Here is a 12,407-nt window from a genome sequence, read left to right as displayed (position 1 = left end):
AATTGATGAGATGACCGTGCTCAAAGCACTCAAGAAAATGTTCGGTAAAAGCGAGACTGAGCAGCTCGCGCCAGTCTCCAGCGCTCCGTCTCACCATCCCAGCCACCGCACCGACGGTAATCAGTCTGGCCGGACCGCAACCGTAGCGGTACCGAAGCACGAGCCGATGCCCACACCGGCCGTCCAACCCGTTGAGGCTCAGGCCTCTGAAGAACCGGGCAGCGAAGCTGCGAAACCTGCCCGACCGCGTCGCGAACCGAAGCCAAAAGCACCGGTTATTCCCTGGAAACTCGAAGACTTCGCCGTCGAACCCCAGGAAGGCAAAACCCGATTCCACGATTTCAAACTCGCCCCCGAACTGATGCACGCCATCCAGGACCTGGGCTTCCCGTATTGCACGCCGATCCAGGCACAAGTCCTCGGCTTCACCCTGGCCGGCAAAGATGCCATTGGTCGCGCCCAGACCGGAACCGGCAAAACCGCAGCGTTCCTGATTTCGATCATCACCCAGCTGCTGGAAACTCCGCCGCCGAAAGAGCGTTACATGGGCGAGCCGCGGGCGCTGATCATTGCACCGACCCGTGAACTGGTGGTGCAGATTGCCAAGGACGCAGCCGACCTGACCAAATACACCGGCCTCAACGTCATGACGTTTGTCGGCGGCATGGACTTCGACAAGCAGCTCAAACACCTCGAAGCCCGTCACTGCGACATCCTCGTGGCCACACCGGGCCGCTTGCTGGACTTCAACCAGCGCGGCGACGTGCACCTGGACATGGTCGAAGTCATGGTCCTGGACGAAGCCGACCGGATGCTCGACATGGGTTTCATCCCACAAGTGCGTCAGATCATTCGCCAGACTCCGCCGAAGAACGAGCGTCAGACGCTGCTGTTCTCCGCGACCTTCACCGAAGACGTGATGAACCTGGCCAAGCAATGGACCACCGACCCGTCGATCGTCGAGATCGAGTCGCAGAACGTGGCCAGCGAAAACGTCGAGCAGCACATCTACGCCGTGGCCGGTGCCGACAAATACAAACTGCTCTACAACCTGGTCAACGACAACGGTTGGGAGCGGGTGATGGTGTTCGCCAACCGCAAGGATGAAGTGCGGCGCATCGAAGAACGCCTGGTGCGTGACGGCGTCAACGCCGCGCAGCTGTCCGGCGACGTGCCGCAGCACAAGCGCATCAAGACCCTGGAAGGTTTCCGCGAAGGCAAGATCCGCGTCCTGGTCGCCACCGATGTGGCCGGTCGCGGCATTCATATCGACGGCATCAGCCACGTGATCAACTTCACCCTGCCGGAAGTCCCGGACGATTACGTGCACCGTATCGGCCGCACCGGTCGCGCAGGCGCCGATGGCGTGTCCATCAGTTTTGCCGGTGAAGACGACTCCTACCAGCTACCGTCCATCGAGGCGCTGCTGGGTCGCAAGATCAGCTGTGAAACGCCACCGACGCATCTGCTGCGGGCGGTTGAGCGCAAGCGCCCGTAACGCGGGTCGCATTAAAAGAGGCGCAGCCGGAAACGGACTGCGCTTTTTTTTCGTCCGGACATTGATCGAGACAACCAAAAGTCCATAATGGACAAATTAGTTTACTTCCAGCTCCCGGAGCCGACCATGACCAGTACGCCTTACGTGATCACCCAACCTCAGGCCCGCGAGCTGCTGGCGCAGGTCGACGTGCCGCAGATCCTGCGCAAACTGTTCCGCGACCTGGCCGCCGGGCAAGCCGTGCAACCGGCGCAGCAGCTAGTGGAGTTTCCACAGGGCGCCGGCGATTTCATCAACTACCTGGGCGTGCTGGCCGAAGACGGCGTTTACGGAGTCAAGACTTCGCCATACATCGTGCGAGAACAAGGTCCGCTGGTGACCGCCTGGACGCTGCTGATGTCGATGCAGACCGGCCAGCCGCTGCTGCTCTGCGATGCCGGCGAACTGACCACGGCACGCACCGCTGCAACAACCGCAGTAGCGGTCGACGCCCTCGCCCCGCTGAAGGCCCGACGCCTGGCGATCATCGGCAGCGGCAAGGTCGCCCAGGCGCACTTGCACTACGTCAAAGGGCTGCGCGACTGGCAGAGCATCAGCCTCTACTCGCCGAGCCTGAGCGACAAAAATCCCGACGTATTGGCGCAGCTCCAACGTCTCGATCCTCGGCTGACCATCGTCGACAGTCGTGAAGCGGCCGTGCAAGACGCCGATGTCATCATGCTCTGCACCTCGTCCGCAGGCCCGGTGATCGACCCGTCAAGCTTGAGCAAACCGGCACTGATCACCTCCATCAGCACCAACGCGCCGCGTGCCCACGAAGTGCCGCCGCAGAGCCTCAATGACATGCAAGTGTTCTGCGACTATCGTCTGACCACCCCAGGCTCGGCCGGCGAGATGCTGATTGCCGGCGAACGACATGGCTGGGACAGAGGCGCAATTGTCGGCGACCTGCCCGATCTGCTCAGCGAAAAAATCCAGCGCCCCGACTATGACCGTCATGTGTTCTTCCGCTCCATTGGTCTGGGCCTGGAAGACATCGCACTGGCAAATGCCATCTACCGCCTACAGCACTAACACCCCCCGATCCTGTAGGAGCAAGGCTTGCCCGCGATGCAGACGCCGCGGTCATTCAGGTAAACCGCGGTGATGCATTCGCGGGCAAGCCTCGCTCCTACAGGGCACTCAACACATTTGGCCTTTGCGCCCACCAGGAGACGTTCATGAGCCAGGCAGACTTCATCATCATCGGCGGCGGGATTGCCGGCGCTTCCACCGGTTTCTGGTTGTCGCAGCATGCCCGAGTGATCGTGCTCGAACGCGAGTCCCATCCGGCTTACCACTCCACCGGACGTTCAGCTGCACTGTTCACCGCCGCCTACGGCACGCCTCAAGTTCGGGCGCTGACCCAGGCCAGTCGCGACTTCTTCGACGCGCCTCCGACCGGTTTCTGCGAACACCCGCTGCTGACCCCGCGTGGCGAGATGACCGTGGACTTCACCGGCGACCCGGCCGAACTGAACAATCAATACCTGAGTGCCAAAGCCACGGTGCCGGAGATGCAGCTGCTCAGCGCCGACGAGGCCTGCGTGCGCCTGCCGATCCTGCGCCGGGAAAAAGTCCATGGTGCGATTTACGACCCGACTGCCAGCGACATCGACACCGATGCCTTGCACCAGGGTTACCTGCGCGGTATCCGACGCAACAAAGGCGAAGTTCATACCGACAGCGAAGTCATGGGCCTGACCCGGGACGCCGAAGGTGTGTGGCATGTGCAAACCAGCGGTCAGACATTCAGCGCCCCGATCATCATCAACGCAGCAGGCGCCTGGGCCGACAAAATCGGTGAGCTCGCCGGTGCCAAACCACTGGGCCTGCAACCCAAGCGCCGTGCGGCGTTCATCTTCGCTGGCCCCGAGGGCGTGGACATCCACCATTGGCCAATGCTGGTCAGCCTCGACGAATCCTTCTACATGAAGCCCGACGCCGGAATGTTCCTCGGCTCGCCAGCCAACGCCGACCCGGTGGAACCGCACGACGTGCAGCCCGAAGAGTTGGACATCGCAATGGGCATCTACCAGATCGAAGAAGCCACCACCCTGACCATCCGCCGTCCGACCCGCACCTGGGCCGGCTTGCGCAGTTTCGTGAGCGACGGTGATTTGCTGTCCGGTTTCGATCCGCAGGTGCCGGGGTTATTCTGGGTAGCGGCACAAGGCGGTTATGGCATCCAGACCTCGCCGGCCATGGGCCAGGCCAGCGCTGCACTGGTACGCGGTGAAGCCCTGCCCGAGCAACTGACTCGCTTCGGTCTGAACACCCAGATGCTCTCCCCGTCGCGACTGGGCTGACATTCGGACGAAGGTGACGTGTCGACACGATTGCGGCAAACTTCCAGCGCCCTTTTTTGACGGGGCGCTGATGCTGTCTGGAGCTCCACTTTATGAACGCCCAAGAACAAGAACCAGCCGGTGATGACTCTGCGTTGAAGAGCTCGCCGCTGGACAACTTCCGTGCGATCGCCGATGCCATCGCCACATTGTTCTTTCCTCACGCCGAGGTGGTGCTGCACGATCTGCGCACGCAGAAGGTCGACTACATCGCCAACAACCTGTCCAAACGGGAAATCGGTGACGACTCGGCGCTGGAGGACATGCTCAGCGAAGAGATCAGCGAACGAAACATCGGGCCGTACGAAAAGCTCAACTGGGATGGCCAGAAGATTCGCAGCCTGAGCAGCGTGCTGCGCGACAGCGAAGGTCATCCGCTGGCGGTGCTGTGCATTAATCTGAATATTTCGTTGTTCGAAAATGCCAAGGCTGCACTGGATCTATTCCTGTCGCCGAGCAAGTTGATTCCGCAGCCGGACTCGCTGTTTCGCGATGACTGGCAGGAGCGGATCAACACTTTCCTCCACGCCTGGCTGCGCGAACGTCAGCTGAGCCTGAACCTGCTGACCCGTGACCATAAGCGCGAACTGGTGCTGGCACTGCACGCCGAAGGCGCCTTCAAAGGCAAAAGCGCCTCCAACTATGTGGCGAACGTGCTGAACATGGGGCGGGCAACGGTGTACAAACATTTGAAGGAATTGAAGGGCTGAAAGACCGATACACCTCCGTAGGAGCACGGCTTGCCGGCGATGGCGTCCTTGAGATCGCCATCGCCGGCAAGCCGTACTCCTACAGGATCAGCGGTTACTCCAGCGCCGAAGCCGGCCCGAAGAACTCGTAACGGCTTTGCTTCTCCGGTACACCCAGCGCTTTCAGGTGACGCTTGACCGCCGCCATGAAGCCTTTAGGACCGAGGAAGTAAGCGTCCAGATCGCGCTGCTGCGGCAACCACTCGCCCAGTTGCTCCTGACTCAACAGGCCAACCTTGTGCGCCGCCGGGCTCACGCCATCATCTTCGTCGTAGCAATAGAAGCGTTTGAGTTGCGGATGACGTTCGGCCAAGCCATCGATCCAGTCGCGGAAAGCATGAACGCTACCGTTACGCGCGCAGTGGATAAAGTGCACCGGCCGTTCGGTCGCCAGCGCCGCTTCGAGCATCGCCAGGGTCGGAGTGATGCCGACGCCGCCGCTGATCAACACCAACGGTTTATCGCTGTCGGTCAGGGTGAATTCACCCGATGGCGGGAACAGTTGGATGCTGGAGCCCACATGCAATTGATCGTGAAGATGGTTGGAGGCGCGGCCACCGGTTTCACGTTTAACACTGATCCGGTACTGGCCCTTGTTGGCCAAGGCCGACAGTGAATAGTTACGACGAATCTCTTCGCCATCGAGGATCAGTTTCATGCCGATGTACTGGCCCGGCTCTGCCGCCAGGATCGGGCCTTTGTCCGCCGGTTCGAAGTAGAACGAGATGATTTCCGCACTCTCCTCGACCTTGGCCACCACGATGAATTCCCGCGCTCCGCGCCAGCCGCCCGGTGCCTGTTCCTTTTGGTCGTAGATGCTGGTTTCGGCGCCGATCAGGATGTCGGCCAATTGACCGTAAGCAGCGCCCCAGGCCGCCATCACTTCAGGTGTGGCGATCTCGTCGCCCAGCACTTCGGAGATGGCTCGCAGCAGGCAGGCGCCGACAATCGGGTAGTGTTCCGGGAGGATTTGCAGGGCCACGTGCTTGTTGATGATCTTGGCCACCAGGTCGCCCAACTGGTCGAGCTGGTCAATGTGCCGCGCATACATCAAGACACCGTTCGCCAGGGCGCGCGGCTGATCACCACTGGCCTGGTGGGCCTGGTTGAACAGCGGGCGAACTTCCGGGTACTCGGACAGCATCATGCGGTAGAAATGAGTGATCAATGCTTCGCCACCACTTTCCAGCAAGGGCACGGTGGATTTGACGATTGCACGGTCTTGAACGCTAAGCATAAGGTGACTCCTGATCTACTTGGATTGCTAACTGACTGCCTTGTACTTATCAGTTTCCGTGCCACAAATTAAAACCTTATAAATCAATTAGTTAAATTCTTTATAGTCATATCGACACACCACGACTTATAGTCATACCGACTACATGGAGTCACTATGACTGCAAAAGCTTTGCTCACCACCCTGCTGCCACTGGTCGCCGACCTGTCCCGCGAACTCCCCGAAGGCGAGCGTTATCGGCGCTTGCTCGAAGCCATGCGCGCCCTGCTCCCCTGCGATGCTGCCGCACTGCTGCGCCTCGATGGCGAATGGCTGGTGCCACTGGCCGTCGACGGGTTGAGTACCGACACCCTCGGCCGACGCTTCAAAGTCAGCGAACACCCGCGTTTCGAAGCGCTGCTCAGCAGTCACGGTCCGACCCGTTTCGCCGCCGACAGCGACTTGCCCGACCCTTACGACGGCCTGGTCGATGGCCTCGATGATCATCTGGAAGTCCACGACTGCATGGGTTGCCCGCTGTTTATCGATGAGCGTCCATGGGGTTTGCTGACCCTCGACGCACTCGATCCGGAGCGCTTCGAACCGATCGAGCTGGACGCCCTGGAAGCCTTCGCCAGCCTCGCCGCCGCAACGGTCAACGCCGCCGAGCGCATCGAACGCCTGGCCAATCGTGTCGAAGACGAACATCAGCGCGCCGAGGTTTACCGACAAGCCAGCGGCCAGCAGAACCGCGAGATGATTGGCCAGAGCAAGGCCCACAAACGGCTGGTGGAAGAAATCAATCTGGTGGGAGGCAGCGATCTGACCGTGCTGATCACTGGCGAAACCGGGGTCGGCAAGGAACTGGTCGCCCAGGCCATCCACGCCGCATCGCCCCGGGCCGACAAGCCGATCATCAGCCTCAACTGCGCCGCGCTACCAGACACGCTGGTGGAGAGCGAACTGTTCGGCCACGTCCGCGGCGCCTTCACCGGCGCGATGAACGATCGGCGCGGCAAATTTGAACTGGCCAATGGCGGCACACTGTTTCTCGATGAAGTCGGTGAGCTGTCCCTGACCGTCCAGGCCAAATTGCTGCGAGTCCTGCAAAGCGGTCAGCTGCAGCGATTGGGCTCGGATAAAGAGCACCTGGTCGACGTACGTCTGATCGCCGCGACCAACCGCGACCTGGCCGAGGAAGTGCGCAGCGGCCGCTACCGTGCCGACTTCTATCACCGCCTGAGCGTTTATCCGTTGCTGGTGCCAGCACTGCGTGACCGTGGGCGGGATGTGCTGTTGCTCAGCGGCTACTTCCTGGAGCAAAACCGCTCTCGTATGGGCCTCAATAGCCTGCGCCTGAACAGCGATGCACAGGCTGCATTGCTGGCGTACGCATGGCCGGGCAATGTCCGGGAGCTGGAGCACTTGATTGGCCGCAGCGCCTTGAAGGCACTGGGTAATTGCAAGGAGAGGCCAAAGATTCTCAGCTTGAGTGCAGCGGATCTGGATTTGCCCACTGGCCGCGTTGAGCCTGCAACCGAGCCAGTCCCTGTCAGCCCTGCGGCTTTGGTCTCGGGAGACTTGCGGGCGGCGACCGAGGATTATCAGCGTCGACTGATCGACGCCTGTCTGGAACGGCACCATAAGAATTGGGCGAGTGCGGCGCGTGAGCTAGGCTTGGATCGGGCGAACCTTGGGCGAATGGCGAAAAGATTGGGTATGAAGTAATCCCGCCGGATAGGGAATACCCCTAAAGCCTGCCCACAACAAGTCGATAACCCGGCATCGATAGCTGTTGGCGATCCTCGCGGTCGCCCATCACCTTTTTCCACAGAAGGTTTTTATGTCTTCAAACAAAGCCCGCGCAGATTCACTTTCGCTTCTGCTGTTTACCTTGCGCAGCGGCAAGCTGATGGCGATCAACCTGCTGAAAGTCAGTGAAATCATTCCCTGCCCGCCGCTGACCAAGCTGCCGGAGTCGCACCCACACGTCAAAGGCATCGCCACCCTGCGCGGTGCCTCGTTGTCGGTGATCGACCTCAGCCGTGCCATCGGCGAACGGCCGCTGGAAGACCCGAACGGTGGCTGCCTGATCGTCACCGATGTCAGCCGCTCCAAGCAGGGTTTGCACGTTCAAGCCGTGAGCAAGATCGTCCACTGCCTGACCACCGACATCCGTCCGCCGCCCTTTGGCTCTGGCGGCGTGCGTTCGTACATCACTGGCGTGACCTCGGTCGACGGCACATTGGTACAGGTGCTGGACATCGAAAAAGTCATCCATGGCATCGCCCCGGCGCAGATCGAAACGGCCCCGACCGAACTGAGCATGGAAGACGCCGAAGTACTCGGCAACGCTCGGATCCTGGTGGTCGATGACAGCCAGGTGGCGTTGCAGCAATCGGTGCACACCCTGCGCAACCTCGGCCTGCAATGCCACACCGCGCGCAGTGCCAAGGAAGCCATCGACTGCCTGCTGGACCTGCAAGGCACGGCCCAGCAGATCAACCTGATCGTCTCGGACATCGAAATGTCTGAGATGGACGGTTACGCCTTCACCCGCACCTTGCGCGAAACCCCGGACTTTTCGCACCTGTATGTTCTGCTGCACACCTCTTTGGACAGTGCGATGAACAGCGAAAAGGCCCGTCTTGCCGGCGCGAACGCGGTACTGACCAAGTTCTCCTCGCCAGAACTGACCAAATGCCTGATCGAAGCAGCCAAGGCTGTCGCTGACCAAGGTCATTGAGGCTTGAGCAAGGACTTCTGCTTTCTGATGCGGCGCAACCTCGCTGAAGGTGTGCCCGCGATCACGTGGCCTAAGGGAATTGTCCTCACCGACTACCGCCCCGACCTGGCTGAAGCCGTTCATCGTCTGATGGAGCTGGGTTATCAGCAAGGTGGCGGTCGCGTGCCGGCACTCGACGTCTGGCAACAGCATTTTGAAACCGATCCTGAATATGATCCGAGCCTGTGCTTTATCGCTCTGGATGCCGAAGGTATCGTCGGCGTGTGCCAGTGCTGGACCAGCGCCTACATCAAAAACCTGGTGGTACATCCACGGGCTCAGGGGCAAGGATTAGGGCGCGCGTTGCTGCTACATGCTTTCAAGATATTTCAGCAACGACGCGAAGGTTTTGTGGATCTGAAGGTGCTGGAAGACAACCTTCGGGCGCAGCGTTTGTATGAAAACGCCGGAATGCGTGTGGTCCGCCGGGAACCGGTTCCGGCCTGACTGTGGCGAGGGGATTTATCCCCGTTGGGGCGCGAAGCGGCCCCCGTCCGTTCAGACAGACCGATTTGCCCGGTTTGACGACTGCTTCGCAGCCGAACGGGGATAAATCCCCTCGCCACAGTTCGCTCCCACAATGGATCTTTGTCTTACACAAATCTGTGTCCTATGCAGAGCCAATGTGGGAGCGAGCCTGCTCGCGAAGGGGCCGACACATTCAACCTGAAACCATCAGGCATACTCCAACCTTGGCCAAAACACCCCCAAGGATGCCCGATCCCATGAAAGCAGCACACCTGACTATCCTTTGCCTCACCGCTCTCGCCTCCCAGGCCCACGCCTCCAGCTCCGACGCCTGGGCCGCCTACGACAAAGCCGTGCTCGCCAGTTGCACCAAGGCCAGCGGTTTGACGAAAGCCAAACCCGTGGGCAACGCCGCGCAGTTCGATGACCGGGTTGGCTACACCGCACTTCTGTTGCAAGGCCAATACCCGCAAAAACACATGAAAGGCCAGCAAGGCACCGAACTGTGTCTCTACAACAAGAAAAGCAAAACCGCCTACGTCACCGAATGGGACTCCATCCGCCCAGCCGCAAAGGCGCAGTGACTGGCGCATAACTTGCTTCGATAGCGGCCTTTGCGGCGGCATTCTGTCGCCGTTTCATGTCCTTTTATGCGACTGGCCGTTCAATGAATACGACGTTTTCCTGCGTAGGCTGTGGCAAATGCTGCAACGACCACCATGTGCCCCTGACCCTGCCCGAAGCCCGGATGTGGGCGGCCGATGGCGGTCAGGTGATCGTGCTGGTGGAAGGTTTCCTGGGCAATGGTCTGGGCCTGCCCATGCAGCAACGCGAACACGCCGAACGCCGCTCGGTGAGGGTTCGAAGCGGTGCATCCGAGGCGTACATAGCCATCACCTTTGCCGCCTATAACGTCGGTCCTTGCCGGAATCTTGACGAAGACAACCTCTGCCGCATCTACGAGCGCCGGCCACTGGTGTGCCGCATCTACCCGATGGAAATCAATCCGCACATCCCCCTGAACATTGCCGTGAAGGAATGTCCTCCCGAGTCGTGGGAAAAGGGACCGGATCTGATTGTGGGGGGTGAATTGGTGGATCAGGAACTGGTCGGATTAATCCAGCGTTCCCGTCAGGCGGATCGCGATGACATTCGGACCAAGGATGCGATTTGCGCGTTGTTGGGGATTCGGACTACAGCGTTGAAGGGTGATGGCTTTACTGCCTATCTGCCGGACATGACCGCGTTTGCGAGGGTCATCGATCAGGTTGCGGCGCAGCCAGTGGTCGGGTCAGGCGCCGACTGGTTGTTTCATGTGTCGGGCGAGGACATTGCCGGGCAAGTGCAGGCGGCCGGGGCGCACGTGGCGACTGATGCTCCCGAGAACTACGCGTTCATTTCGTTGCGGGCAGCCTGAGACGCAGACTTCGGAGCCACTGCGCAACCCGTTGCGCAGTGGCTCGTCGTCAAAAGAATCAACTGGCCGTCACCGCCAGACATTCCACTTCTACCTGCGCGTTCTCGACCAACTTGCCGGCAAAGGTCGTACGTGCGGGCAAACGATCCGCCGGGAAGAAACTGCGATACACCGCATTCATGGCGGAAAAATCCCTTATGTCGGCAAGGATGACCGTGCATTTGGCCACTTGAGCCAGGGACGAACCGCTTCGTTGCAGCGCGGTACGCAAGTTCTCCATGACCTGGGTCGTCTGCGGGCCGATGCCGCCCTTCACCAGTTCACCATCAGTCCCTAGGCCGAGCACCCCGGAAAGGTAAAGGGTCTCGCCGACCTGCACCGCATCGGAGAATGCCAGACCTTCCTCATTCGGAAAGTAGCGTGGTGAGACTGGCGCTGCGGGCGGCAAATAACGCTGGGTAATCGCCTGGTACTGGCCATTTTGCTTAAGACGCTCAAGTGCCACATTCAGGTTATCGCGCAGCAGGGTGTCGGTTTTTCGCACAGCCATGGCCACGCCACTGCCCAACATGGGGTCCTTGAGCGCCGGACCGGCAAACTCGAAAGCTTGCCCTTGGGGCTGACTTAAAAGCACCTGGGTGATTTCAATCGAGTCTTGCAGGGTCGCGTCGAGCTCACCCGCCAGCAGGCTGGCGACCAATTGGTTGTTGAAATTGAAACTGCGCACCGTCACCCCGGCCGCCGCCCAGCGAGCCTTGGCGAAAGCCTCGCGACTTGTGCCCGAAAGGACGCCGACACGCTTGCCCTTGAGTGATTGCCCATCCGGCTGCAAATTCGAGCCCACGCGAGCCACCAGACGGTTACTCAAGGGATACAGGTCTTCGGTGAAATCAACCCGCTCGCGCCGCGCAGAGGTGGCGGTCATCGGCATAATCACGTCGAAACGGTTGGCTTCAAGGGCATGAATGTTGGTCGCGTAATCCTGATCGACCCAGACACAGCGGGATTTGAGTTCGGCACACAGCGCGTTGCCCAACTCAATGTTCAATCCGACCAGCTCACCCTTGTCGTTACGGCTCTCGAACGGCGGAACCAGCGCTTCGACACCGAAACGGATCTGCGGATCGGGCGCAGACGACATGCAGCCAGTGGTCAGGGCCACCAGCGACAGTAGAGAGAGGGTTTTTACCAGAGTCATTTTGGCGGCCTTCATCGAAAATTCACGGGCATGAATCTTCGACGAGTGGCCACCGACTTACCCAGAGGACGAATCGCCCATCTTTGTAGGAACTATCTCAATAACAGTAGGAACAATTACCGGTCATCAACAAAACGCCTGACAGTCAGCGTTTACCCATTGAGCGACGAGTGCCGGGAGGCGCGGCGCCGGGGGTTTTGGTATGGCCGTTCTTGGCGCCGTTCTTGTACCAGGGCTGACTGGCGTTCTTCGCTGCGGCCAGGTCGCCCGGCTTGAACGGGAACTTGAATGCCGGGATTTCGGCTTTGGTTTCGCTGTCTGCGCTGGAGTCGACGCTGTCTGGCAGATCTGCCTGGTCGTCGCTCAAAGCGTCGGTAACCGGCGGTTGTGTCGGGGAAGTCATGAAAGCTCCGGGTGATGCTATAGAGTCGGGCCCGGTCAGCGAGCCGCGAAAGGCGGCAGTATACCTGTGTCGGAAGCAGCAAGCTTCAAGCCGCAAGCGAGTCCGTCGGGTTTTGTGTCTTGCGCCAAGATCAAAAGATCGCAGCCTCAGCCAGCTCAGGGGGATCGGCTTCGATCCGCAGAGGTCCAAACTGACAGCGCCGTCAGTTAGCAGTCACCTTCCTGACGGGCGAACAGGTTTATAAAGGAAGGTATAACCTGAAAAAGCTCCAACCACCCAGCCCCGG

Annotated in this window: 12 protein-coding genes; 9 read left to right on the top strand and 3 right to left on the bottom strand. The window is 60.1% G+C overall.

The window, feature by feature from the left end; translation table 11 throughout:
* Window positions 1–10: 10 nt before the first annotated feature.
* The 4 genes from rhlB (at window position 11) to ACYZUA_RS07755 (ending at window position 4,595) form a co-directional block, all read left to right on the top strand.
* Window positions 11–1,498, top strand: coding sequence for an ATP-dependent RNA helicase RhlB (gene rhlB, locus ACYZUA_RS07770; RefSeq protein WP_461962635.1), 1,488 nt, complete (start codon window positions 11–13; stop codon window positions 1,496–1,498).
* 126 nt (window positions 1,499–1,624) lie between these two features.
* Entirely contained in the window at window positions 1,625–2,572 is a 948-nt protein-coding gene (locus tag ACYZUA_RS07765) for an ornithine cyclodeaminase family protein (RefSeq protein WP_461962634.1), read from the top strand.
* A 146-nt stretch (window positions 2,573–2,718) separates the two neighbouring features.
* A complete protein-coding gene (locus ACYZUA_RS07760; RefSeq protein ID WP_461962633.1) occupies window positions 2,719–3,846 on the top strand; it encodes an NAD(P)/FAD-dependent oxidoreductase in 1,128 nt (375 codons plus the stop codon).
* 92 nt (window positions 3,847–3,938) lie between these two features.
* The gene (locus ACYZUA_RS07755; RefSeq protein ID WP_095130521.1) at window positions 3,939–4,595 is read left to right on the top strand and encodes a helix-turn-helix transcriptional regulator; all 657 of its coding nucleotides are present in this window, start codon (window positions 3,939–3,941) and stop codon (window positions 4,593–4,595) included.
* A gap of 94 nt (window positions 4,596–4,689) precedes the next feature.
* On the opposite strand, the gene hmpA is transcribed toward ACYZUA_RS07755, so the two are convergent.
* Complete coding sequence (gene hmpA / locus ACYZUA_RS07750) at window positions 4,690–5,871, bottom strand: NO-inducible flavohemoprotein (RefSeq protein WP_046048235.1); 1,182 nt, start codon at window positions 5,869–5,871, stop codon at window positions 4,690–4,692.
* 156 nt (window positions 5,872–6,027) lie between these two features.
* Between hmpA and norR the strand changes: the two genes are divergently transcribed.
* The 5 genes from norR (at window position 6,028) to ACYZUA_RS07725 (ending at window position 10,520) form a co-directional block, all read left to right on the top strand.
* A complete protein-coding gene (gene norR / locus ACYZUA_RS07745; RefSeq protein WP_461962632.1) occupies window positions 6,028–7,578 on the top strand; it encodes a nitric oxide reductase transcriptional regulator NorR in 1,551 nt (516 codons plus the stop codon).
* A 115-nt stretch (window positions 7,579–7,693) separates the two neighbouring features.
* Window positions 7,694–8,596: a chemotaxis protein CheW gene (locus ACYZUA_RS07740; protein WP_461962631.1), complete on the top strand. Its 903-nt coding sequence runs from the start codon at window positions 7,694–7,696 to the stop codon at window positions 8,594–8,596.
* A 27-nt stretch (window positions 8,597–8,623) separates the two neighbouring features.
* The gene (locus tag ACYZUA_RS07735; RefSeq protein ID WP_461962630.1) at window positions 8,624–9,082 is read left to right on the top strand and encodes a GNAT family N-acetyltransferase; all 459 of its coding nucleotides are present in this window, start codon (window positions 8,624–8,626) and stop codon (window positions 9,080–9,082) included.
* Between the two features lie 278 nt (window positions 9,083–9,360).
* Window positions 9,361–9,687: a hypothetical protein gene (locus ACYZUA_RS07730; protein WP_461962629.1), complete on the top strand. Its 327-nt coding sequence runs from the start codon at window positions 9,361–9,363 to the stop codon at window positions 9,685–9,687.
* A gap of 83 nt (window positions 9,688–9,770) precedes the next feature.
* Window positions 9,771–10,520, top strand: coding sequence for a YkgJ family cysteine cluster protein (locus ACYZUA_RS07725; RefSeq protein WP_461962628.1), 750 nt, complete (start codon window positions 9,771–9,773; stop codon window positions 10,518–10,520).
* 58 nt (window positions 10,521–10,578) lie between these two features.
* Here the strand turns inward: ACYZUA_RS07725 and ACYZUA_RS07720 are convergent, their stop codons facing one another.
* Together ACYZUA_RS07720 and ACYZUA_RS07715 are read right to left on the bottom strand one after the other, a co-directional pair.
* A complete protein-coding gene (locus ACYZUA_RS07720; protein WP_461962627.1) occupies window positions 10,579–11,718 on the bottom strand; it encodes a transporter substrate-binding domain-containing protein in 1,140 nt (379 codons plus the stop codon).
* A gap of 145 nt (window positions 11,719–11,863) precedes the next feature.
* Complete coding sequence (locus tag ACYZUA_RS07715; RefSeq protein WP_461962626.1) at window positions 11,864–12,121, bottom strand: hypothetical protein; 258 nt, start codon at window positions 12,119–12,121, stop codon at window positions 11,864–11,866.
* Window positions 12,122–12,407: the final 286 nt, after the last annotated feature.

The organism is Pseudomonas sp. LS2P72 (assembly GCF_054897865.1).
Note: the sequence above shows the minus strand (reverse complement) of the source record. Positions and strands in the feature narration are given on the sequence as shown.